This window comes from Myxococcus sp. NMCA1, from assembly GCF_026810205.1.
GTDB classification, from domain to species: Bacteria; Myxococcota; Myxococcia; order Myxococcales; family Myxococcaceae; genus Myxococcus; species Myxococcus xanthus_A.
In genome coordinates, this window is the sequence record NZ_CP113950.1 from 419,012 (window position 1) to 442,514 (window position 23,503).

A 23,503-nucleotide genomic window follows, 5' to 3' on the forward strand; every position below is an offset into this window, starting at 1 on the left:
CTAATTATGCATGGTTGGCAACGGCCTCCGTCCGTGTTGCACCTGTGTCGCATGCGGGCGCAAGAGGCAGGTCCAGGACGCGGACGGCGTTCCTCCGCGTATCCGGGCTGAGATGGGCGTACCGCTCCGTCATGTCGATGGTGGCGTGGCCCATCAGCTCCTGAATGACCTTCAGCGGGATGCCCCTCATCGCAAGGTGGCTCCCGTAGGTGTGGCGCAGGTCGTGCCAGCCGATGATTCCCACCTCGCGCGTGATGCCTGCTCGTCGAAGTGAGCGCTGGAGCGGCCTCTCCATCCTGTGGGCAGTCAGCGGCTTGCCGTCATCCAGGCAGAACACGTAGGGCCCGCGCAGGTGCCGATGCGCCTTGAGTGCGTCCACCACGGATGCGGGCAATTCAACCGTTCTCTCACGGCCTCCCTTGGGCACGTCCGTCACGCCACGCCAGATGGCCCGGCGCACGTGGAGGAGCCCCCGCTTCAGGTCCACGTCAGGCCACTGGAGCCCGACAATCTCCCCCTGACGAAGCCCCGTCTTGATGGCTACGAGGAGCACGGGCTTCCACTCCAGTTCGGCCATATCGACAAGCCGCTCGGCTTCCTCGAATGAGAGGAAGTCGAAGGTCGGCTTGGGCACGTTCCCGAAGAGCTTCACGCGCGGCGCTTGGGCGATGACGTGTTGTTCAACGGCCACGCCCAAGAGCTTGCTCAGAACCGTGAGGACGTTGTTGATGGTCTTCAAGCTCAACGCCTTCGGGCCCGCAGCCTTGCGCTTGCGGATGGCTGACTGGGTCGCGTTCTCTTTCCGGGCGTGCGCCGCAGACTTCTTCTTCCGCATCAGCGCTTTGAAGTCCTCGATTTGCGCCGGGCCGATGGCGTCCAGCGCCATCTCTCCGAAGAACGGGACGATGTGGTCATCAAGAATCTGCCGCTTGCTGACGACGCTGGAGTGCTTGTTGTTGTTCTCGCTGTAGGTGAGGAAGCGCGGTGCGAACTTCTCCAATGTGAGCGCGCAGCCTTCCTCCTTCTGCTTCTCCTTTCCGAAAGTCCCGTTGAGGAGCGCGTTACGCAATTCGCGCTCATACTGCTCGGCGCCCCGGCGCGTCTGGACGGGCGAGAACTTCACGACTCGCTGTCGCCGTCCGTCCGGGTGGTGGAACACGAAGTCCACTTGCCAAGCCTCCTCGACCTTCCCAGTCCTGCTGTTCTGCCACTTCCGCAACCTGACGCTCATCGTTGACTCCCGAGCGCAGAATCACGGCCCTTACCTGTGGGGCATTCTACCAAGGCCGCGCGGTGGATGCGGACTGCTTTCCCGATGCGGACGACCCCGGGCATTTGTCCAAGCCGGATGGACTCGTAGAGCGTCTTCCGGTTCACGCGCAGGAGTGCTGCGGCCTCTTCCACGGTGAGGAAGTCGGGAACCCCGGGGTGGGCCACCGATGCGAGCACAGGGGCCTTGCGACAGGTGCTGTGGCTCATGAAGGTTTCCCCAGCAGTCGGTCCCGCAGGGAGCGCGGGCGCGCAACGTGGGGATGGGCATTCGAGGTTGATTGCGGGATGGAGTTCGGCGAGGGGAACGGAACGACCTTCGCGTCGTGGCTCGAAGGGGCATTGCTCCCGTTCACGTGCCATGGCGGAAGCCAGCCCCGCGCCTTGTTGTCGCGGTGCTCAACCCAACCCGCTGCCTTCAACGCGGCCAGGAAGGTCCGTTTCTGTGGTGCGTGCTTCTGTCCGGTGGACTTGCAGAACCCCACCATGGCCACGAAGAGGGCGTCATTTGTGAGCGCTTGGGTCTTTCCGACTCGGGGCCCGGTGCTCGTGGTCCAAATCGAGGCGAAGTGGGGGACGTGTGTCGCCCAATTGTAGAGCTGTCGGTCTGGCTCGGGGCTCTCGCTGAGTTCGCGGAGGAATTGCTCCGTTACGGGCTCGCTGAGTTGCTGGAGTTCATCGCGGGATGCGTTCGTGTGCGGTCTGCGGACTCGCTTCATGTCCACCGCTCGGGTGCTCATCTCGTAGGCGAAGGCGGCCACCTGCCGCATGAACTCTCGTGTGAAGGCGTCATCCGTGCCCGGAGCATGGAGCGACTCCAAGAAATCGCGGTGGGACAGCCCCAGGTCCGGGTGTTGGTACTCGGCGGGCTTCGTCCTGTTGTGGAAGACCGTCCATCGCCGGTCGCTCTCCTCCAGTTCGATGGGCTTGGAGCGGTTGGTCGCCGCGATGAGCGCGACGCGGTTGACCGCTGGAGTCCGGGCAACGCCCTTACTCTCCAGGAACACCTCGCCATCGGTGATGGTCGCTTTGAGACCGTCGCCCAGCGCCCCACCGCGCTTGTGGTTGTCGAGCAACTCGTTGGCGAAGACCAACAGCTTCGTGGCGTAGTGGTGGTTATAGGGCTTGGCGAGGTCGTCCTCTCCAATCTGGACGCAGTTCGCGGGGCCGAGTACGTGCGCCAGGATGCGATAGAGCACGTTCTTTCCGGTTCCCGGGGGCCCCTGGAGCAGGACCGCGGTTCCTGGCTTGGAACCTGGGTTCTGCACCTTGAACGCAATCCAGTTCAGGAGCCAGTTGAGCCCGCCTTCATCCTCCGCGAGCCAGCGAAGGACGCGTCGCACGTCGGCCCAGTCCCCCGGCGCTGGGGTGAGCGTTGGTGCCTCCCACGTGTTGACCGCATACGTATCGTCCTCGCGAGGCAACAACTCGGGGGCGTTGGGGCGGCATTCGAGCCCCATGACTCCGGCGCAGATCTGCGACACGTTGGGTCCTACGGCCAAGGGGCTGGCACCTCTCGGCCACGTGTCGCGTGGGGAGAGAAGCTGGCGCAGTATCAAGTAGTCCTCGGCGGCCTTCTGGGTGAGGAAGTCCGAGCTGAAGGAGCGGCCACCCGGTCGGCGCGACAGATAGCGCTCCAGGGGGACGACCTTCACCAGGGGAAGGCTCGCAATCTCCGCGCGTGCCGCTTCTCGGTCGGCGTCCGTGGCGGCCTCATTTTCGGGAGGGGAGTTCGGAGTCATGAGGCGCTCCCAATTCGGTGGTTGGAGGTCGCCACGAGCAGGACGGTTCTTCGCCACTTGGCGTCTTCCGCCTCGCGATTGGCCTTCTGCTGAAGGTCCCACTGCTGGAGCTTGGCGCGTGCGCCGTCCAGCCCTCGAAGTGCCTCCCCCCAGACGTCGCGGGAGGGCTCCAGCTTGCCGAGCGCATCGAGTGAGCGCTGGGCGATGGCGAGCAGGCTCTCTGAGCTTTCTTCCGGTGCGGCAACTCTGGCGAGCATCTCCGTCAGCCGGTTGATGCCAAGATGGCGCTGGCCGTCGAGCATGAGCACCTCGCCCGCGTCCATCTGCGCGATGACCTGGCAGTAGTCCTTCCGTTTGAAGCGGCTCAGTCGCTTCCGAACGGCCTGGCGGTCCACGGAGGCCGCTCCGGCGACCTGCCGCACGCTGGGGCGCTCGATGTAGCGGGCGAAGGGTTGGCGCAGCATGGGGCCAAACAGCGCTTCCACGTCGAGCGGTTGGCCTCGGTGATGCTCGGGAGCCGGGCGCGGGGTGGGGTTCGCGGGGTTCCAGCTTGGAAGGTAGTAGAGGCGCGCCACGTCCTTGCAGGACGCATCCGCCTTCAACGCGGCCGTCGCCTGCGCCGCGAGTCCCAAGTAGCCCATGAGGCGCGGCCAGAGGCTGTCGGCCCACCGGCTGGGCGAGCCAACCGCGACGGGCTCACTGAACGGGAGGACGACGCGGTAGCGGATGGGCTTGATGGGATGCCCGTAGGAATGGGTCGGGTATGCGAGGAACCAGAGTCCACGCTGGCGAAGGCTCGCGAGCCACGCATCCAACGCGGCCTGTTCCTCGCAGTCGAAGTCCACGACGGCCAGGGTGACGTGCGAGAAGTTCGCATTGCGCCTGTACGGCGTGGGCGTGGGGGTGCCGCCTTTGCCCTCGTACAAGCCATCCGTACGCGGTGGGAGAGGCTTGGCGGGGATGACGGCGTGACCGTCCTTCTCCGTGCGAAGCGTCGGGTCCAGGGCGTCCTCGAAGAACTCCGACATGAGGCCATCGATGGACGAGAACTCCCGGACGGAGAGTTGGTCTGGCTGGAATCGCGAAGGGGTGATGCAGAGAGTCCAAGTCATGGGGCCCGACGCTGGGGAGTTCGATGGATGCACGACGACGGCGCGGTGTTGAACAGGGAGTGGCGACACTTCGCGGGGGGGTGACGGACGCACCGGCGCTGGGTGTTCCGTCACAGCTCCGTCATGGCCTTTTTCACTCTGTAGGTGACGGAGTGACGGAGACCTCTCATTCCTAAGAGAAGAAAGAAGAAGAGGGAGTGGAGACCATCGTCCGTCAGTCACAGCGTCATGGCCTCGGTGGGGTTGGGGACAGCGCGCGCTCATTCGCCCTTCCCGACAAGGCTGTAGGCCCGAGGCACCGCGCCGCGAACGCCGGGCTGGTACTTGGAGAACTCGCGCACCACGCCAGCAGCGACGAGCACCGCGAGACTGCGCCGGATGGCCTGCTCTCCCGCTCCGAGCGCGCCGCACATTTCCTTCACGGTGCGCCCGTGGGGGCCTGCGTCGGTGAGCGCTGCGACGATGCGAGGGCGGTACTGCTCGACCTGTTCAATCATGTGCTGGGCTCCTCAAACGGTGTTGATGGGGACGCCCGCCGCGCGTGGTCCACTGGACTGTCATGGCCACGTCTAGCGGTGTCCTTCCCCCGGTAAATGCGTGCGGCTTTTGCGGGTGGCCCACGCGCCCATTTCCGGGCCATTTTTCGGCCACGGCTGACTGGATGTGGCCTCAGCTAAATGGGTGCGGATTCCGTGGGTGGCGCGGGCGACCTGCAAAGGCCCCCCGGCTCGGATTTCCGATGGGTGGCCACTCAGGACTGTGCTTGGCGGTGGTACACGCTGAGAAAATCCCGCAGAAAATCGCGAGGCCCCCGACGCTGAACTGTTCGTGCCGGAAGGATTGAGCTGAACGAATCCCCCGTCGTCTCCGTGTCTTGCCGTGGGCGCCGTTGTGAGGGGCGCAGGGGCACTTTTGAGGCAGAAAGTTGCCGAATCCCTCAGCGCCAGGACAAACGGAGAAGGGCTGGACGCCGCGCGCATCCTGGTACGGTCCCGCCATGCCCCTTGGAGGTCGCCCGCGCGTGTTCTCGTCACTGGCCCGGCTAGCCCTGCCCCTCGTTCTCCTCGTGGGCCTGACGGCTGCGGCACAGCCCCAGGAAGCTTTGCGCGGGCGGGAGCTGAAGCGGCGGCGGGTGGCGCTCTCGGCAGTCACGTCTGGCAAGCCTGTGGTTCTTCACGTCGCGCCGGGCTACTTCACGGCCCTGGAGTTCGACTCCTCAGTGGACCGTGACGCGGTGGTGCTTGGGGACGGTGGAAGCCGGTTTGCGCTGTTCGAGGTCACGACTCGGGCCATCTTCCTCAATCCCGCGATGGACCTGGGGCCCGGACGCGTCATGGAACTGATCGTCCCGTTCGCGGATGGCGCGGCTCCCTCCCGCGTCGTGTTCTCGCTCGTCACGCACCCCGCAGAGGTGGACGCACAGGTGATGGTGTCGCGCCTGCCGCGTACTGCAGATGCGATTCAGGCCGAGCTGGACGAGGTGCGCGCGGCCTGCGCGACCAAGGATGCCGAGTTGGATGCGCTCCGTGCTCGTTCTGTGGCGAGCGGCCCGGCTGGGATGATTTTCGCGGGCTTGCTGGACCGAGGTGGTTTGCAGAGTGAAAGAGTCGAGTCAGGAGTCGGCCAGAAGGGGGGAAGCGGGCTTGAGTTCGTGGAAGGGTGGACGCATCGCACGAGCACGTGGGCGACGGTGGCGCTTCGGGTCCACAATGGCGGTAGGGAGTCCTGGAGCCCAGTGGAGGCTCGACTCTCCCTAGTTGCGAGCGGCGAGCGCATCAATGTGCTTGCGGTGCACATGAGGGAGCCCCGGATTGAGCCGGGGAAGGCTGCCCTCGTGGTGGTGGAAACAGGGGCACCCAGTTGGCCAGAAGGGGCGGTACTCCGGTTGGAGCTGCGCGATAGTAGTGAGGGCGCTCGGCGCCTTCTCATTCCTCGACTCCCGTTCTAGAACCGCCTTCCATGTTGATCGGGTTGAGTCCGGCACACCTGCAACCTGGGCAGACGGTGGACGGTTGGCGCGTTGTGAAGCCGCTGGGCGCGGGGAGCTTCGGCGCCGTCTATCTCGTGGAGAAGGAGGGCCACCACTTCGCGATGAAGCTGGCCATGCACCGGGCCAGCAGCGGGGACTCCGAGCAGGCCGACGCGCGACTGCTGCGGGAGATGGTCTGTCTGTCCCAGGTGAGCGGCCACTCCAACGTTGTGCGGGTCCACTCCCATGGCCGTTGGCAGCACCCGACCCAGGGGTGGCTCTACGTCGTGCTGGACTACGTGGAGGGCTACACGCTGGGAGAGTGGGTGGAGAAGACGCACCCCACGGCGCATGAAGTGGCCCGGGTGTTCGGCAAGCTCTCTGGCGCTCTCGCCCACCTGCATTCGCGTGGCGTCTTCCACCGCGACTTGAAGCTGGGAAACATCCTCGTGCGCGCCACGGATGGCGAGCCCTTCGTTCTGGATTTCAGCGCGGGGGACTACACGCTGGCCCCGGAGTTGACGGACACGCCCTTGCCACCTGGCACCCGGCGCTATCGCTCCCCCGAGGCGACACGATTCCTTCGCGAACACGGAGACGAGCAGGATGCGCGTTACGAGTTCAAGGCGACCGACGACGTGTACGCGCTGGGCGTCTGCCTCTATGACGTGCTGACGAATCCCCAGCCCGTGAGCGAAACGCCCCGCGTCCTGGTGGGTGCCCAGTGGCCTCCCCCCGCGCCGCACGCACTGAATCCGCGCGTGCCCGTGTCCTTGAGCGCGGCGGCCATGCACTTCATCGAGCGCCACCCCGAGAAGCGCGCCCCTTCCGCCGAAGTCATGCGGCGTGAGTTGGACGCGCTGCTACACGAAGAAGGCGATGCGTGGACGGCAACGTTGCATGTCCCCACGCCGCACCTTCCGCTTGCCCTGGACGTGGCGCATAACGACGTGCCCCAGGATGAAGCGCAGCCCTCCTTGCCGAAGCGAGCCTCTGGGCGGCGCGTGGCGGGCGCTGTGGCCATCCTGGCGCTCCTGGCGGCCTCGCTTGTTGGCTACGTGGCCCTGCGCCCTGCCTTGAAGGCGGAGAGGCCCAGCATGCCCATTACGGCCCTTCCGGTGCGGGACGCTGGTCTTACCTCCTCCCCGCCTCCTACCGTGCCCCCTGCCCCCCTGGTGTCGTCCCCTGGGGTAGCTTTGCCCCCTCCCGTACCTGTCGAGAAAGATAGCCCTCCCGTGAAGCGCGCTCCCGTTCCGATGCTCCCTCCCGCCGAGTCCACCTCCAGGAAGCCGAAGGCCCTGGCCTCCCGTTCGAGCTGGCCTCCGTCTCCGTGGGGCGGGTTCCTCAAGACGTGCGCGGGTGCAACCGCTGTTGCCGCGCTCTCCATGGGCTGCCCCAGTGCCCAGGTGCGGCCCGAGCCCGGTGACTGCCCCTCCGAAGCGCGCGAGGTCATGTTCAGTCGACAGATGAAGGGGGGACTGCGTCTAAGACCGGGCGATTCAGTGATTCTCACTCTCGACCGACGGCAACCCGGCTTTCAGTCGGAGCCGGGCTTCTATGAGGACGGCCCTGTAACTGGGGTAGTGAGTGTTAGCGACGTTCGCGGGCTCCCAGAGGGAACGCTCCTCTCGGGATACCTGTGGACAAGTGGAGAGGTTGCAGTGGGACGCTACACGGAGGCACAGCTCCCGGACGGCCGGACTGTTCCGGTGTGCATCGTCTTGGGGCGCAAGGGCTACATGGAGAAGGGGCCTGACTCCAAACCAGGGGTGGCTCACCTCAATCGGTCGTTCCCGGCCTACTTCGTCGAGCGCTGGCCCTAGTTTCCCTCGGGGAGCGTAAAGAGACTTTGCAGATTTGGCCTTTCTCTGTTCACCTGGAGTGAATGAGATTTCCATCTTTTTAGACCTGACACGTCGTTCAACTCGGCATGGGCTGGCGGTACCTTGAGTCTGCCTTTGCGCGAATACCTCTCGCGCGGGCACTCGGAGTTTCCTGTCCATGTCCAATCCGTCTGACTCTCGGCCTGCCGGGAGCGTTGTCCTATTCACCAACGGCGACACCTCGTACGAATTCTTCCGGGACTTGGGAGAGGGGCGCGTGGGTGAGCGAATCCTCCTCGCGCGGACCCGCACACCCAAGGGCCTCGGTGACTGCGTGGTGCTCAAGTGCTTGCCGGTTCCGAAGTCCACGGACGTGACGGAGAAGTACCTTCGCGCCCGCGCTCGACTGGAAGAAGAGGTGCGGCTGGCTCAGTACTTTCGTCACCCGCGCATCGCCCGCGTCCATGGCCTCCATGAAATTCCGCAGGGCCTGTGCGTGGCGATGGAGCATGTGGAGGGGTTGTCCCTCAACACGTTGCTGGCCGTCGCCCAGGCTCGCGGGCGCTACTTCTCCGAGGCGTTCATTCTCTACGTGGGAGCGGAGGTCGCGGCGGCGCTGGCCTATGCGCACGAGCGCACGGACGACGCGGGCTTTCCTCTTGGCATCGTCAACCGTGACGTGAATCCCGCTCGAATCCGCGTGGGGCCCCATGGTGAGGTCCGGCTGACGGATTTCGGTGTGGCCCTCTCTCGCCTGTCGGGGCGGTTGGCCACGTCCCTGCCGCGCCCCCAAGGTGAGGTCCTCTACTCGGCACCGGAGATGTTGCTGGGCGAGGTGGTGGACGCGCGAGCCGACGTGTTCTCCCTGGGGCTGACGCTGTTGGAGTTCGCCACGGGCCGTCACCTCTACGACCCGGGCCATGTTCGCATTGAGGAGGTGGAGTCGCGAATGTCGCAGGTGGAGAGGGAACAGGCGTTCTCGGCCTCCGTGGCGTCCGTGGTGACGGAGTTGCCCGAGTTCGCGGAAGACGCCATCTGGTGTGCAATGGCCTTCCGCTCCGACGACGTAGAGCAGGCCGCGCGAGGGCTCTCCATTCCCCTTCGGGACATCCTCCACACGATGCTGCGCAGAAGCCCCGCCGAACGCTTCGGGACGGCTGCTGAGCTGGAAATCATCCTGCGTGCCCAGTTGGCTCGGCTGGGGCCCTACACGCGCGAGGATGCCTTGGGAGAGATTCAGCGGGCGCTCGCGGATGCCAGTGAGGGACTCTGGGACTTCGAGGTGCCCAGCGACGAGGGCGGCATCACGCCCCCTGTCACCACGGAGCGGGGCGGCTACGAGCCCACGACGGAAGCGCCGTCACCCCGTGGGGGCGTGCGTCGCGCGTCGGCGGGCGCTCTCCATCCGGACGAAGTGCCAACGGAGCCCGGCGCAGGCCCCCGTCGCGCGTTGACGAAGCAGCCGACCGTTTAACGGCTGCCCTCAAGCCCTCTCACCACTGCTGATTCACCACCGGAACGGCGCCAGCCGTCAGGCCGACCGGGAGACGTGTGTTTCTCGTGCCTCATGTCGGGGCACGCACAGGAGGCGTGTATGCACAGGAAGCGAAGGTATCTGTCCGCGCTGCTGTTGATTCTGTTGCCGATGACGGGATGGGCCGCGGAGCCTGTCTCGCCCGAGGAAGAGGCGCCGTCTACTCCACTGGCCTTGCCGTCGCACAGGTGGCACTACCTGATGCGCGTGGAGGCGACGACGTTTGCGTTCCTTCCTCGCGCGGGCGCTGGGAGTGATGACGGCTTCGTCCAGGTGGAGCCCACCTTCATCATCGACGGTGGCCCCGAGTTCGGCGTCAACGTGGGGGCTCCCGTGCGCTTCCGTATGTGGGGCGGTGGTGAGGGCGCGGGGTTTGTGCGGCGAGAGGACTGGGACTCTCTCTCGGACTGGGGGCAACTCGTCCGTGGCCTCAAGTTCGGCTCGGACAACGCGCCGCTGGGGGTGTGGTTCGGTGGATTGGAGAGCTACAGCCTGCTCTCCGGGCATCTGGTCCGCCGCTACTCCAACCGTGCGAATCCGGACTACCACCCGGCGGGAGGCTTCCTCACGGGCACGCTGGGGCCTCTCTACACGGAAGCGTTCGTCTCGGATGTGCTGGGCGCGCGGCTGATGGGCGCGGAGTTCTCCCTGGACATGGAGCACGTTTTCTTCGGCAAGGCCAAGGAGCACAGTCGGTACACCCTGGCGCTGTCCGCCGTGCATGACTGGGGGCGAGCGGGTGGACGCGCGCCATCGGTGACGCTAGCCCATGCGGATGCAATGGCGGTGGTGGTGGTGCGACCTGACTACGAGGTCCACTTGGTGGCGGGCTGGGGTGGACGTCCTGGTGAGGGCGGCGCATGGGGGGCTGTTGCGGGCGCGGGGTTGGACGCGGGGACGGAGACACTCAATCTGCGGCTGCGGCTGGAGGCGCGGCGCCAGCGTGGCGGCTTCCGGCAAGGCTTCTTCGGGGCGGACTACGAGTTGGCGCGCTTTCAGGCGGCGGGCACGGATGGCGTGCCGCTCGCGGATGCTGGCTTCCCGGACGGCTACTCCGCATTCGGTGAGGCCGAAGTGGGCTGGGACGCGGTCAGCTACGGGGGGCTCTATAGGCACTTGAAGCTGTCGCTGGGCGCGGAGGCGTTCTCTTGGGGGCGCTTCGACGTCGACGGGCGCGTGGCGGTGCAGCTCTTCGAGCGCAGTTTGGAAGTAGCGTTGAAGGGCCTGGGCGTGGGCATGGGGCAACCCGGAGCGCGCTACCTGGGGGCGGCAGAAGTGCGCTGGCGATTCCTGGGCGGGAAGCTCTACGCGATGGGGACGGGAGGCACGCTGCTCTTCCCCACGGCGGAAGGGACGCTGCGGCCGGGAGCCTTCGCCTCGGTGGGCCTGGGGGTGGACAATGCGCGCTAACGCCTTGCTGTGGGTGGTGGCGGTGTTGGCCACGGGGGCCGCTTCGATGGCTCATGCCTCCGGGCTTGGCGAAGCGCTGCACCATGCGCCGCGCGTGGCCACGTCCTCCGATTGGGAACACTCGCCAAACGAAGAGCCTCCGCGTTCCGTGGATGCTTCTCCATTTTCAATCTCCGGGTCCGAGGCGGACCAACGGCGAGCGCGCCAGCGGGGGCCACGGCACGACGCAACAGGGGTTGTGCCTGGCACTGCGTCCGTCGCTGTCGGGGGGGGAGTGCAGAGCGCCGCAGCGGTACGTCAGGCAACCCTCGACGCCATTGATGAGGTGAAGCGCTCCATGGAGGACATCGAAGGCGCGCGCTCGCGACTTGCGTCGCGCCCTTCCTCTCTCGGTGGCCGGAGACTCGACGGCGTGTTTACGCGCTATCTCGACCATGGCTCCAAGCAACTGACGTGGCTCCGAGGATCGCTGGGGAGTGCCACTGCGCTGGCGGGAGTGGCGTCGGAGGTGGGGGATTCAGGAATGGCGCTGGGCATCCTCCAGATGACGGGGTCCCGGCTCCAGGCGGCGATGTTCGGAACCCTGCTGCTGGCCACGTGGGTGGACTTTCTTCAACTTGCTGACGCCCTGCTGCGAGACTGCCCCATGTGCGGCACTGAGAAGCTGTTCGTGGACCTGAGTCGCGTCCAGGGCTTGATGGAGCCCGCGTTGAAGGAGTTGGCGTCCATGGACTCCGAGCGCATCGAAGTGGCGGCGACCGAGATGCCGGAGCTGATGGGGAAGCTGACCCATGAGTTTGACGTGATTCAGCGAGACGCGCGCTCGGCCATGGAGCAGGGCGGCAAGGTCATGGTCGCGGTGCAGGTGGTGGAGATGCTGGCCCTGATTTCCACGCTGAAGATGTCACTGCCCCGGCCCCCGCCATCCGCGCCCGCGATGCTCGGCGTGGGGCTTGTGATGACTTCGGGGGGCGTCATGGCGGGCTCGCGGCTGGTCGTCTCCGCTGAGTGGGTGGAGATGATGCGAAGGCTGGTGCAGGCGGGCGTCATCTCGCTTCCCGTCGTGAGCGCAGCGGTCCGCATTCACGGTGGGCAGGTGATGATGGCCCAGGCGAACGAGGCCTTGCCCAGGGGCGTGCGAGAATCGCTGGGGGACAGCCCCGAGGTACGCGGCATGCGAGTGACGGGCAGGGCGGGCGCGGGCATGTCCGAGGCCCCTAAGCATCACGTCATGCCGAAGGAACACCGCGAGTGGTTCGAGCAGCGCGGCTTCAAGGGCGACATGGACATCGACCAGTTCTGCGTCCGTCTGGAGCAGGCCCACCACGAGGCGATTCACGGTGGTGGTAACTGGAAGCTGGGGCGCATGTGGCCCGGCGAGTGGAACCGGACGATCATGAAGGCACTGAGCGATGCCGAGTCGAGGGCAAGCCGGGTGTTGACGCGGAATCAGGTCCTGGACATCGTTGCAGACCGTATGAAGTTCTACGGAGTCCCGCTCAAGTTCACGAAGGGGAAGAGTCGATGACCGACGGACGTTCGTGGCGGGGGAACTGGAAGGCCCGCTTGTATGAGCGCGTCCGTGAGCGTGGCTATGACTCTCTCACGGCCTTTGCCGAGTCTCGTCCCACCGCATCGTTGGTGGCTCTGGCCGAGGTGCTTGGGCCGGACGACGTTGCCGGAGTCCAGGTATACGATGGTCTGGTGGCCGAAGCGGTGCGAAGCAAGCAAGTGACTCGCTTGGTGCGTGGACAACTCGTGCGCGAGCTGTGGGGTAGCCTCCCTGATGGTTGGCCGGCCGTGTTGGATGACGACAACCGATTCAGGATCGCGAAGGCACTCGGACTTTGGTCCAGCATCGTCCCAGAAACGCACGAGAGTCGTGTGCAACTAGCTGGTGATGCGCTGCTCGCAGATCCTCCGCCCGCTGGCTGGCGCCCGCTCGGGCCTGACGACGAGCTTCTTCGGACCCTCCTGCCCGACGAAGACGCGTGAACGGAGTTGGTGGCCCCGCTAGTCGGCGAGGCGGGGTACCACGTCTCTATGCATTACTTCATCGCAGAACGCCTCGCAGGAGAGCATCCGATGACCGACGGACATCCCTTGTAGGGCAACATCAAGGCTCGCCTGTACGAACGGGTCCACGAGTGAGGCTACGACTCACTGACGGCCTTTGCCAACGCGCGGCCTGCCGTGCCGTTTTTCGTCCTGGCCGACGAATTGGACAACGATGTTGCTGCTGCGCAGGTGTTGCGCGGCCTGCTCTACGCGGCGGAGCAGCACTATCTGGTCACACGATTCATTCGCAACGTTCTCGCGCGCCTCTTGTTTCAAAGTCTGCCCAACGGTTGTCCGGTCGTGATGGATGAGGCAAATCTATTCAAGGTGGCAGAGACACTCGGCTCCTGGCCCGCATACACCGCAGAAAATCATAGGGAGCGGGGCAGGTTGGCTAGGGCAGCACGTCGTGCCAATCCTCTCCTGCTGGCTGGCGCCCGCTCGGGCCTGATGACGAGTTTCTTCGAACGTTCTTGCCTGATGACGAAGCCTAATCGGAACAGTGGGTCGCCAATCTTGGCGCTCGTTACTATTCTTGAGGATTGGCGACCAGTTCTTGGTCTCAAGCCTTTAGCGAATAAATACACGTGGCTACTGCGGCACCGGAGGTTATTTGTGAGCTATGTGGCGGGGCTCTTGGAAACTGCGGGACAAGGTGCATCAGGGGCCCGGGCCTAGTTCCGAACCTTCGTGTGCCGAGTGTATCATGTCGTGAATTTATCGCAGACAAGGCTCTATTTATGTGGATGCGCGTGAGAGTCGTGCGCCAATCTCTGGCGGGAAACTGGTTTGACGACTCGCCCTCTCTGTCATGAATGATGCACCGAGTCCTGCCTGAGCAGTGAACCTCTACTGGCGACGCTTGTGCAGATGCAATAGATCGCCTGTATTGGTCTCTGGGTTGGTCTTTGTTCCTCATGTCATTCACGAAGAAGCCGTGCCATCTCAGGGGCTTTAGGGACTTTTAGATTAGACCATGCCTGCAACACTTCATGAAGCCAGCTTCTGACTTGAGAGGTAGCGCCCTGCGATGTTGACACGGCCATGATTAATTCAGTGCCAGTGTCAAATACCTCAAGCCAGCCAGTCCCATACGGTAGGAACTCTGTCAGATTCTTCGTTCCCAGGTTTAACGCGCGGGCATGTAACGCTCTCACAATGCCTAAAAGGTCTGCCGCGCGAAGTATTGCCGGTAGGTTTGAATGCAAGATACCTGAGACGAGTTGAAAAACGTCTCCTGCCCTCCCATCTGATGCAATCTTGAGTGCAATGGGCTCTAGACTTGGCCACAGTAGGCGCACTGATGTGTGGTGCTGTTGTTCATGTTTATCTAAGGGCAAATCAGATGAAGCTGGTTCCGGTGTTAATGCGTGTAGGAAGTATGTGGCAAAAGTCGTGCTAGGTGCAGCACCTATGGGGAGCCTAACCCGCTGCCAGATCAAGTCTAGCAGCGACGCGAAATCCGGATAGACACTGGGCTGATGGTCTGGTTCCGTTCGGCGCACTTCATTTTTGGCGCCAAAAGTCAGCCCTAGGCACCACTCTCTGTACATATGAGTTTCCGCCAGAAGTCCTTGCGTCGGTGGGTGCGATAGGAGTTCGTCAGTGAGCTGCCTGAGCCGACTGCGCTCACCGTTCCTTGAGGGGAAAGCGCAATGCCCCAGGCAAATGCCGGCCAATCGCGCGAAGCCTTCGAGGTCTCCGTTCTGTTCAAGGGCGTCCTGCTCGCAGAGCCAGTGGTGAAATGCTCGGCAGGCGTCGGTCGCCCCTAAAGCTAATGTGTGACGGAAAGCCATGACGAGCGCACCAGGATCTCGAATCTTCTCAAATATGAAGCTCTTAAGAAGTTCGCGCCCTGCACTTCCTTCCCGCACCCAATGAAATGGTTCTATGGCGCGAAATATGTGCCAAGCAAGAGCAGGGGAGTTACTTGTTGTTCTGCGAGCGATCTCCTCGAATAGTTGTTGGTTGAATATTAAGTTGTCGCGAAGTTCTGGGCTGGCGATGATTGCCCCTGCCAGTTCCAGTGTTGTGACCCAGGGATGTAGCGAATTTATGCTTGGCGTCCCATGGGCCTTGATAGGAGTATTGTCGGCGCTGAGCGTATCCAGGTGACAGCGCTGCAATATGTCGAAGCTCCAGTTGAGCAACTGAATGAGCTCACTGGATGTCAATGTTAATTCGCTGGGGATGCTCACATTGTGCACGCGTCTCCATGCGGTGCTTTCGAGTAGAGTATGGAGTGCATATGGAAGTGTTGGCCGCTCTATTACTTCCGCAGGCTCAGGAAGCTTGGTTGTTAGTGCAGTTTTTAGATCGTGGAGTCGATCTAGAAAATCGTCACCTAGAATGGATATTTGTCCTGAGCGTTGACGTTCGACCTTCTGCCATGGGGATAGGTTTTCGATGTCGTCGGGTTGTGGCTGTGAACTGTGGAATCTTACGTCATGGTATGGTGGAGAGGGCTCGGTCGGCACTGGATCGAAGTTTTGGAGCCTGAAGAGCTCAAAGTATGGGTGTAGCCAGGTTGGCCGTTCGTGGAGTGGAATAGCAGATGCTAGTGGGGGGACAGCGTAGGCTCCATTCATCCAATTTGCCCGAGCAACACTCTCGATGTTCGCCAGGATGATTTGGCGCGTCTCTACGCTGAGATAAGGCCACCGGAACGAGAGTGCTTGATAGATGTGATAGTGGGCTTGCGAGATGAAGTAGAGGGCGCGAACAGTCAATAGCTCGTCGGTCAGTTCTGGGTACGCTCGTCCGCCACCTGTGAGCGCCTCAAGGAGAATCAATCGTGAGGTGGTTGAATGGGACTTCTGGACAAGTGGCCAATAAGTGTTCACAGCAAAGGCCCCGCCGGCATCCAAATCTTCGGTTATCATGTTTTCGAGATCATTGATGATGAAGGCAATCTCGGTGACGTGGCCGGTGTATTCAGTATCGTCAATGATGTCTTGGAAGATGTCCTCCTCTCGGACTGTAGGAGGGTGGGCTTCTTTGATTCGACGTTCGATATCGGCTAACTCGGCTGAGGAGGTCTCTGGCTCGTAGACGACTGTTGCGGTGTTGTCAGGTTGGGTCGAGCGAGACTGGTGTTTCTGTCGGCGGGACGCTGCGAAGCCAGAGAGCATGTCGAAGGCTACTGGCAAGAAGACTTCGGGAGCCTCACGCAGGAGTCCTCGATGCCCTCTCCTTTCCGAGTTGTGGCCGAGAAGAGCTAGTTGAGTTCGGAGGAAGCTATCTTGGATCGGAGCGGTGTCGGGCGGGCCTTCGCAAAGTCCAGACGGGGTCCTTGTGAGGTTTCCTGTCCTGCAAAAAACCTCAACCAAAGTCCCTGGGGTAAGCTCCTCTCGCTGCCGCTCTGCGGCTACTACGAGTGCTGGCAGCGCTTGGAGAATGGCACTCTGTGCCGACATGGTTCTTCGGGCGTTTGTTAGCATCCAGTCCAGTGTTTCCTGTGTCGGCAGGAATCTTGAGACCAGAGGGATGAGCTTCATCCAGTTGAAACTGTTTTTGTTTGAACCTGCTGCGCCAAACTTCGGAGCTGCCGACCAGTTACGAAGTCGCAGTGCGCACGCTTTAGCTGGCGTAGCGGCTTGTGCGTCGGAGGAGCCTGACCAATTTTTAGATAGCTCATCGACCCACTCAATGACATGGTGGAGGAATTGATGTCCTATCCAGGGTGTGGCTTCAATCCACTCCGCACTAGGGGGAAGTGAGAGAATCCATGGAATCCATGCTGCGTTCCTATCCAGGCGAGCTAGATCAAGCAATCTGTTGATGAACTCAGCCGCGGACTCCGCAGGGGAGATCTCGCGCAAGATGCTTCCCAGGTTCACCGAGGACGGCGCTTCCAGTTGCCCTAGTACTTCTGCGGCGCTCATAAGAGTCGAGAGACTCTCTGCGCTCACTTCACGAATAAGGTCTTCCAGAGGCGGCATGTGTCCACCAAGGGAAGATGACTCGACTGCTGCTTCGATTGCTGCGCGGAAAGCACCCCAGCGAGAGAGGCTGTCGGTAATGCCTGCCAGTTTCTTGATAATGTTCTTTGGGGAGGTGCTGTCGATGGCGGCCCATTGCGCCATCGCAAAGTCACGAATCAGCGGATGTCGAAAGCTCCAAGTGCCATGCTGCTGAGTGAACACGCCTTCGGAAGCAAGTTTGTGCACTGCGGGCTCTACGAATGTGTGTCGGGAATGACCGCCTGCTTCTCTCTCGCAGAACTGTGCTAGGAGTTCGCGGGATTTGGCTGAATCGGGATTGTTTGACGGAAGAACGCGTCGCTCCCAATATGCATCCAATACCGCATGGCGAGTCTGGAGCCCAGTCGGGATTGCTTCGTCGCCGCTAAAAGTACGTAAGAATAGGTCGAGCAAGAGTGGCGTGCGCAAGAGTCGGAGAAGTCCCCCCCCGATACTTGGACGCCGCGAGCCGCTGATCAGTTCACGGACTCGATCTTCATTCCAATCGCTCAACTCAGCCGCCAACCAGCGTGGGAGTTTCTCTTGAGAACCGGCGAGCCCTCCCCACGTGACTGCCCGAACTGACATAGTAATGTACACATTTGGAAGGCTGCCAACATCGCTGAGGCTCGCGAGCAACGCTGGGAGTGCCGAATTATCGGCGGCCGAATTCTCAAGGGCGTCGATAAATATGTGAAGTGGCTTGTTAGCGAATGAAGAGGCAAATGCCCCTAGCTCAAGAATACTGCCTACTTGCTGGGGAGTCTTGCCTCGGAGGTCGAATCCGGTAAGCCAAATGGCGATGTTGCCAGACTCCTTCGAATGCTGGTGTAGCTTTCCAAGGAGGACACTCTTGCCGAGTCCTCCACGGCCAATGAGTGCGAGCAAACGTGGCGTGGTGGTTGTCAGTAGCCTCGATATCTCCGGTTGGACTATGTGCCAGTCCTGGTAGGGCAGTCCTGGCTTGGGCTCGGTGTCTATGTCATTATTTGGGCTACTCTCGGTGAGATTGGACCACGAGTGCCAGATCCTGGCGTCGGCTTGGTTGACTGTGCCCAGCCGCTCCAATGTGCTCAGCGAGGAGTGTATGTCGTCTGCGGTGAACTGCCGGGCCGAGGGATCTTTGGCAGATGCTCGTTGGTATAGTGTTCCAATGAGGCTTTGGAGGAGTTCTTTGGTAGGGAGCTTGAAGGTTAGCGACCCGATAAGGAGTTCAATGTCGTCCTCGAGCGTGTTTGCGCCAAGGCTGTTGTTGAACTCGAATGCCTCCAGGATGCATTTGGCCTGTTCTAAGCTCAGCGGTTTGTCGCTGGTTTTGCTACTTGAGTCCTCTGTGCTCGTGTGCGTCAGATGATAGATGGCCTCTGTTGCGAGCGCTTCGGTTGATGTGAAGTGCGGGCTTTTCTCTGGTGTTGTGGTGATCTGAGTAACTGCCGTGCGAAGATTGATCCAGCGGTCCTCGTGATCTGTTGGATTGTCTCGGTTGGTAGTCAGGCGAGGAATTATCTGACATCTTTCATGTGCATCCAACCGGGATGCTGTTTGACGGATTCTCTTCCAGAAGGTCTCTCTGTCGGGTGCTTTGAGTGGGCCGCTTTTGACCTCCTCAAGCACTATTCGTCTCTCAAGCGTTGCTTGTTTCTCGACGATATCCCACTCTGGTGCTTGCTCTGGGATGATTGCGGATTCGACTTGAAAGAGTGGCGAAGGTGACTGAGGGCGCCCTTCGATCACTGATGCTCGATTTGATATGAGGTGTTCAATGATGCGGCGAATGACGACTAGGTCTGAAAAGAAGAATCCAAATCGCGCAGAACGTCCTCCGCTCATGTGTTGCCACCTCTGGTTGGGCTGAATTAATGGAAGAACTAGCTTTTCTTCTGGGGAATATTTGAGGGAAGTGTGGTGTGAGGTGGATATTCTCACAAGTCCGACGCGTATGCGGGGGGACATGGACCCTCTGCTCTAATCGACCAGACCGCTAACGCATTGATCCAGCCTTGGCGTGAGAATGTGTCCTGCTAGCTGGTGTAGCCCCATTTCGATCGGACGGGTCACTAACGCATAGACCAGCCCAGGAGATGGATACGAAGACGCTTGAAATGGAGGTCATCCCGCCAGTCCGTCCCGAACGTCGGCGGCGGTTCAACGCCGAGGAGAAGCGCTGCTTCCTGGCGGAAACGGAGGTGATGGGGTAGAGCGTCTCCTCAGTGGCCCGCCATTATGGACTGTCGCCGAGCATGCTGCTCCACTGGAGGCGACTGGTGGAGGAAAGGTCGGTGTCCAACCTGGGGGCAGACGAGGCAGTGGGGCCGGAGTCCGAGGTGAAGCGGTCGCAGGCTCAGGTCCAGGAGCTGGAGCGACTCTTGGGCAAGAAGACGCTGGGGAACGAGATTCTGAAGGAGGCGTTGGAGCTGGCACGCCCCAAAAAAACGAACGTCGCTGCCCGGCTTGCCGCTCAAGGGTGGTTCCCGGTGAAGGCGGTGGCCGCAGCCCTGGGCGTCGCCAGGAGCAACCTCGTCCCCTGAGTGTAGTCCTCGGACTCGGATGCCCCCAAAGGGAAGCCGCGAGGCTCCTACGTCAAGCGCACCGACGAGGCCCTGCTGGCGAGGATTCGTGTCGTCACCGAGGATCGGGCCAGCTACGGCTACCGGCGCGTCGCTGCACTGCTGAACCGGCAGCTCGTCTCTGTGGGGCAGCCTCGGGTGAACCCTAAGCGGGTGTACCGAGTCATGCGGGCCGCAGGGCTGCTCTTGGCGCGCCACAACGGCAATCCCACGCGCACCCACGAGGGGAAGGTGGCCACCCTCAAGAGCAACCTGCGCTGGTGCTCGGAGGCCTTCAAGATTCGCTGCTAAAATAGAGAGGCGTCCAGGTGACCTTCTCGCTGGACTGCTGCGCCGCGAGGCCATGTAGCTAAATGGCCACCTCCGGAGGCATCGCCAAGTCGCTGGTGCGCGACTTGATGGCTGAGGCGCTGGGGTACTTGCTTCGGCGCTAGGTGCCGGCAAGCCGCGAACTCCGTTGAGTGGCTGACCGACAACGGCCCGGCCTTCACGGCCCATGAGACGCGCGAATTTGGAAGCAACCTGGGCCTGCTCATTCGCGCAAAGCCGGGCTACTCCCCGAGATCAAGGGCATGGCGGAGTCCTTCGTGAAGAGCTTCAATCGCGACTATGGGTGCCGCTCCCGACTGGACAGCGCCAATGCGGTTCTCCAGCAGCTCCCTGCTTGGTTTCTCGACTACAACACCGTACACCCTCATACGGCGCTGAAGATGCGCTCCCTGGGAGAGTTTCGACTCGCAGCTTCACCCCACTGACCATGTCCGACTTGGTGGGGCACCTCCAGATCCTCTGGGCGTTCTGAGTCGCGAGCGCGTCCTGTGTCGCCCATCGCTGATTCGACATCGCTCCTACTTGCCGTCAGACGCCCGCCATGTTGCACGTATGTCGCATGACCCTGCGGAACGCCCTGGAACATGGCGGGACGCTGGGGACCTGGACGGGAGTCGAATCTGGGGCTTCCAGAGCGGATGCGAGGTAAGGGCGCGACTCTGCTGGGTTGGCGCACCGCCCGGCCGCAGGTTCGAATCCCGCCCGCGGCAAGGTTGTTTTCGGGACGTAGCTCAGCTTGGACAAGAGCGCGCGCTTGGGGTGCGCTGTCACTACCCCTCCATCGGCGAGCAGAGCTCCACCAGGACGCCGTTGAGGTCTCTCACGTAGGCCACCGTCTGCCCCCAGGGCTTCTGCTTGGGAGGCTGCGTGGCCTCGGAGCCCGCCTCCACGGCGCGCGTATATGCGGCGGCCACGTCGGTGGTGACGAGCGCCAGTTCGATGGCCGCCGCGTCCTCCTTCGGCCGCAGATGGCGCACGGTGAAGCCGTGCTCCTTCGCCGCGCCTTCCTCGACGAAGGCCAGGGCGGTGGTGCCTGTCTCCATCTCCGCGTAGCCACCGCTCTCGTGGATGAAGCGGCGCGCCAGTCCGAAGGCCTTCTCGTAGAACGCGATGGCGGCGCTCACGTCCGGTACGTAGAGGATGATGTAGCCGAGCTTCATGGCGGACTCCTGTCGGTCAGTGGGACGTCTGTGTGAGTGCGTCGTCACACGGATGGCGCGGGCCTGTCTTGAAGGAATCGGACAGCGCTCAACCCACGAGTGCGGTGGGTGACACGCCGGCCAGTTCCCGCACGTCTCGTGACAAATGCGCCTGGTCCGCGTAGCCGCATTCGAGCGCGACGTCACACAGGTCCGTGCCCTCGCGGGAGCGCAGCAGGGACACCGCCCGCTGGAAGCGCAGGACGCGCGCGAGCAGCTTCGGCGGTACGCCGGCTTCGTCCAGGATGTCCCGGTGCAGGGTGCGCTCACTCACGCCCAGCGCGCGAGCGAGCGCGGCCATGCGCACCTGCCCCGACGAGGCTTGAATGTGTCCCAGGGCCTGGACGGCACGCGGCTTCGCGATGCTCCGGAACGAAGCCCAGCGTCGGGCGATGGTCTGCTGGAGCAGGGCCATGGCCTGGGCGGGCGAGGCACAGTCTTCCATCCGCCGCTGAAGCTGCGTGAGGGCGGGCGAGCAGTCCTGGGCGGAGACGTTGAGTCCGCAGAGTTCACGCGGACTGACACCCAGCAGGGCCTGCGCCCAGCCAGGACGGAGCCTGACGCCCAGGCTCACCCCGCCGGGCTCGAGGTCGACGAGGACGAAGCGCTTCATGGGGCCGACGACGGCCAGCCGGGGTGCGGCCAGCCACACCGGGCCTGGGGCGTGTTGGAAGCCGAAGATGAGGTCGGTGCAGCCATCCGGAAGGACCCGGTGCTGCCGGGGGAGGGGGACGCCGTGTGGCTTTCGGGGCACCCAGAACTGCCAGAACGCGTCCACCGCATCCGCCATTTCGATAGGCGGTGCCCACTGGGTGTAGCCCTGCTGCTGTGCGTCCTCCGCCATCGCGTCCCTGTCTTCAGCCCGTGCACAGCCCGTCAGGCTCTGTGCGGCCATTGCGTCCATTTCCCATGAAAGGAGCGGTGGCCATGAAGACGGCGAACCTGACGAGCCCGATGAATCCCGACACCCTGAACGATACTGTCATCGGCATCGATGCGCTCGCGTTCGCTGGCCAGGCCACCGCTCTTGATTCCGAGCGGGGAGAGACCTCCCGTCGAGATCGCCCGCCTGGATTCTGACCCACCGTGCCCCGTCGAAGGACAGGGCATGGCAGGCCAGAGGCCGGGCTCCCCGAGGGAACCCGGCCTCTTTCTTTTCCGGGTCAACCCCACTGCTCCGGGATGCGATTGGAATCGCAGCACGGCCGTCTACCGTGTGAACAGGGTTCGATTCCCTGTCGGAGCGCTCATCCCCGAGGAGACGCCCATGAATCCCCTCTCCACTGATTCCGAGCCGGAAGACCTGTTCGACGGCATCGCTTCCTTCTGACACCGCGCCCCGTGGCTGGGGCGCTCTCGCAGTCGCAGTTCCGGTCTTGTAGCTCAGAGGATAGAGCACTCGGTTGCGGACCGAGAGGCCGCAGGTTCGACTCCTGCCAGGACCACACCTCCTTCAGTTGTCTGGCGCACCGTGGGTATGGCAAGTGGGGTCCACTCCGTCATGGATGACGCGACTTCCCTCTTGCTGGACACTCCGTGAGCCCGGTCACCCTGCAAATCAACCTCGCGCCCACGGACCATCCGCACGCGCGCCTCATCCTTCCGCATCAGCTTCGCCAGCTCGGGCCCTCCGTGCAGGAGGTGCTGCTCGTGCTGGACCTGCACCGCAGCCAGGGCAGCCGCTTCGCGGGTGCGTGGCTGGAGCGAAAGCCGAAGATGGACGCGCTGCTGTCGGAGCTGTCCTCGGCGGACTCGCGCATCCGGGTGGCGGAGGTGGACTACTCCCCCGCCGTCACGAAGGCGCTCTCCGAGCAGTTCTTCGGAGGCTCCCGGCTGCCCATGAAGGACTCGCGCGGCGGGCCCTTCCATTCCTACTTCTTCGGGCTCGCGGCGGCGAAGCACCCGCACGTGATGCACCTGGACGCGGACATGCTCGTCGGTGGATCGTCACGCACCTGGATGGCGGAGGCGGCCGCGCAGCTCGCGTCACGCGAGGAGTTGGTGAGCTGCAGTCCTTTGTCGGGCCCGCCGCGCGCGGACGGGACGATTGCGGGAGACGGTCGCTGGTACGAGCCCGATGCACAGGGCTCCCACGCGTTCCGTTTCCGGCGCTTCAGCAGCCGCGCCTTCTTCGTGGACCGCGACGCCATGGTGCGCCGGGTGGGGCCACTGCAGGCGAAGCTGGCGCCGCCCATTCACGTGCTGCGTGCCTTGCGCGCGGGCAATCCGCCGTACCGCGAGCCGGAGAACCTGGTCACCCGGAGGCTCAAGCGTCGCTGCTTGTGGCGGCTGGACTTCCTGGGCGCCGCGCCGGGCCTGTGGACGTTGCATCCCCAGTACCGCTCGGCCACGTTCTACGAGCGGCTGCCGGAGCTGATTTCGCGCGTGGAGTCCGGGGACATGCCTGACGCCCAGCGCGGCCAGGAGAACGTGCAGGACTGCCTGGTGGACTGGTCCGACGTGAGGGCCGCGCGGCGGAAGTGGTGGCGACGCGGGTAGTGCCAGCACTTTCTCCCGGGGCCCCTGGC

General features: G+C 63.1%; 19 protein-coding genes, 1 tRNA gene and 2 pseudogenes. 14 read left to right on the forward strand and 8 right to left on the reverse strand.

Annotated features, from left to right (window positions below):
* Positions 1-4: 4 nt before the first annotated feature.
* The 5 genes from OZ403_RS01835 to OZ403_RS01855 form a co-directional block, all read right to left on the reverse strand.
* Complete coding sequence (locus tag OZ403_RS01835; protein ID WP_268783315.1) at positions 5-1,231, reverse strand: tyrosine-type recombinase/integrase; 1,227 nt, start codon at positions 1,229-1,231, stop codon at positions 5-7.
* Positions 1,228-1,479, reverse strand: coding sequence for a helix-turn-helix domain-containing protein (locus OZ403_RS01840; protein ID WP_268783316.1), 252 nt, complete (start codon positions 1,477-1,479; stop codon positions 1,228-1,230). Before OZ403_RS01840 ends, OZ403_RS01835 begins: the two co-directional genes overlap by 4 nt.
* Positions 1,476-3,011 carry a primase-helicase family protein gene (locus OZ403_RS01845; RefSeq protein WP_268783317.1) on the reverse strand — a complete coding sequence of 512 codons (1,536 nt, stop codon included), beginning with the start codon at positions 3,009-3,011 and terminating at the stop codon, positions 1,476-1,478. The genes OZ403_RS01840 and OZ403_RS01845 overlap by 4 nt, the downstream gene beginning before the upstream one ends.
* The gene (locus OZ403_RS01850) at positions 3,008-4,123 is read right to left on the reverse strand and encodes a hypothetical protein (protein ID WP_268783318.1); all 1,116 of its coding nucleotides are present in this window, start codon (positions 4,121-4,123) and stop codon (positions 3,008-3,010) included. The genes OZ403_RS01845 and OZ403_RS01850 overlap by 4 nt, the downstream gene beginning before the upstream one ends.
* 260 nt (positions 4,124-4,383) lie before the next feature.
* On the reverse strand, positions 4,384-4,620 hold the full coding sequence (locus OZ403_RS01855) for a hypothetical protein (protein ID WP_268783319.1): 237 nt from the start codon (positions 4,618-4,620) through the stop codon (positions 4,384-4,386).
* A 524-nt stretch (positions 4,621-5,144) separates the two neighbouring features.
* Here OZ403_RS01855 and OZ403_RS01860 point away from each other — a divergent pair.
* From OZ403_RS01860 to OZ403_RS01890, 7 genes and pseudogenes are all read left to right on the forward strand, one after another.
* Positions 5,145-6,071 (forward strand): DUF2381 family protein, encoded by a 927-nt coding sequence (locus OZ403_RS01860; protein ID WP_268783320.1) that lies wholly within the window; start codon positions 5,145-5,147, stop codon positions 6,069-6,071.
* Positions 6,072-6,082: 11 nt separating this feature from the next.
* Complete coding sequence (locus tag OZ403_RS01865) at positions 6,083-7,915, forward strand: serine/threonine protein kinase (protein WP_268783321.1); 1,833 nt, start codon at positions 6,083-6,085, stop codon at positions 7,913-7,915.
* Between the two features lie 178 nt (positions 7,916-8,093).
* The gene (locus tag OZ403_RS01870) at positions 8,094-9,389 is read left to right on the forward strand and encodes a serine/threonine protein kinase (RefSeq protein WP_268783322.1); all 1,296 of its coding nucleotides are present in this window, start codon (positions 8,094-8,096) and stop codon (positions 9,387-9,389) included.
* A gap of 120 nt (positions 9,390-9,509) precedes the next feature.
* Entirely contained in the window at positions 9,510-10,859 is a 1,350-nt protein-coding gene (locus OZ403_RS01875; RefSeq protein ID WP_268783323.1) for a hypothetical protein, read from the forward strand.
* A 337-nt stretch (positions 10,860-11,196) separates the two neighbouring features.
* The gene (locus OZ403_RS01880; RefSeq protein ID WP_268783324.1) at positions 11,197-12,387 is read left to right on the forward strand and encodes a DUF2380 domain-containing protein; all 1,191 of its coding nucleotides are present in this window, start codon (positions 11,197-11,199) and stop codon (positions 12,385-12,387) included.
* Positions 12,384-12,854, forward strand: coding sequence for an NUDIX hydrolase (locus tag OZ403_RS01885; protein ID WP_268783325.1), 471 nt, complete (start codon positions 12,384-12,386; stop codon positions 12,852-12,854). The genes OZ403_RS01880 and OZ403_RS01885 overlap by 4 nt, the downstream gene beginning before the upstream one ends.
* 168 nt (positions 12,855-13,022) lie before the next feature.
* Positions 13,023-13,411: pseudogene (locus tag OZ403_RS01890) on the forward strand (NUDIX hydrolase).
* Between the two features lie 426 nt (positions 13,412-13,837).
* Here OZ403_RS01890 and OZ403_RS01895 read toward each other — a convergent pair.
* Complete coding sequence (locus OZ403_RS01895) at positions 13,838-18,709, reverse strand: hypothetical protein (RefSeq protein ID WP_268783326.1); 4,872 nt, start codon at positions 18,707-18,709, stop codon at positions 13,838-13,840.
* 410 nt (positions 18,710-19,119) lie between these two features.
* Here OZ403_RS01895 and OZ403_RS39580 point away from each other — a divergent pair, with 410 nt between their 5' ends.
* The 4 genes and pseudogenes from OZ403_RS39580 to OZ403_RS39595 all read left to right on the forward strand — a co-directional run bounded on the left by OZ403_RS39580 (position 19,120) and on the right by OZ403_RS39595 (position 20,201).
* Positions 19,120-19,407: a hypothetical protein gene (locus OZ403_RS39580; protein ID WP_442929717.1), complete on the forward strand. Its 288-nt coding sequence runs from the start codon at positions 19,120-19,122 to the stop codon at positions 19,405-19,407.
* Positions 19,408-19,491: 84 nt separating this feature from the next.
* Positions 19,492-19,581: pseudogene (locus tag OZ403_RS39585) on the forward strand (hypothetical protein); the annotation flags it as partial.
* A 30-nt stretch (positions 19,582-19,611) separates the two neighbouring features.
* Positions 19,612-19,737: a hypothetical protein gene (locus OZ403_RS39590; RefSeq protein WP_442929718.1), complete on the forward strand. Its 126-nt coding sequence runs from the start codon at positions 19,612-19,614 to the stop codon at positions 19,735-19,737.
* A gap of 281 nt (positions 19,738-20,018) precedes the next feature.
* Entirely contained in the window at positions 20,019-20,201 is a 183-nt protein-coding gene (locus tag OZ403_RS39595) for an integrase core domain-containing protein (RefSeq protein ID WP_442929720.1), read from the forward strand.
* Positions 20,202-20,546: 345 nt separating this feature from the next.
* Here the strand turns inward: OZ403_RS39595 and OZ403_RS01905 are convergent, their stop codons facing one another.
* Together OZ403_RS01905 and OZ403_RS01910 are read right to left on the reverse strand one after the other, a co-directional pair.
* Positions 20,547-20,936, reverse strand: coding sequence for a VOC family protein (locus OZ403_RS01905; RefSeq protein WP_140786815.1), 390 nt, complete (start codon positions 20,934-20,936; stop codon positions 20,547-20,549).
* Between the two features lie 88 nt (positions 20,937-21,024).
* Positions 21,025-21,870: an AraC family transcriptional regulator gene (locus OZ403_RS01910; RefSeq protein WP_237081696.1), complete on the reverse strand. Its 846-nt coding sequence runs from the start codon at positions 21,868-21,870 to the stop codon at positions 21,025-21,027.
* Positions 21,871-21,902: 32 nt separating this feature from the next.
* On the opposite strand from OZ403_RS01910, the gene OZ403_RS01915 reads away from it, so the two are divergent.
* From OZ403_RS01915 to OZ403_RS01925, 3 genes are all read left to right on the forward strand, one after another.
* Positions 21,903-22,055: a hypothetical protein gene (locus OZ403_RS01915; RefSeq protein WP_268783327.1), complete on the forward strand. Its 153-nt coding sequence runs from the start codon at positions 21,903-21,905 to the stop codon at positions 22,053-22,055.
* Between the two features lie 292 nt (positions 22,056-22,347).
* Positions 22,348-22,420 (forward strand) — tRNA-Arg (locus OZ403_RS01920).
* Between the two features lie 91 nt (positions 22,421-22,511).
* On the forward strand, positions 22,512-23,474 hold the full coding sequence (locus OZ403_RS01925; protein WP_268783328.1) for a hypothetical protein: 963 nt from the start codon (positions 22,512-22,514) through the stop codon (positions 23,472-23,474).
* The last annotated feature ends 29 nt before the right edge of the window (positions 23,475-23,503 follow it).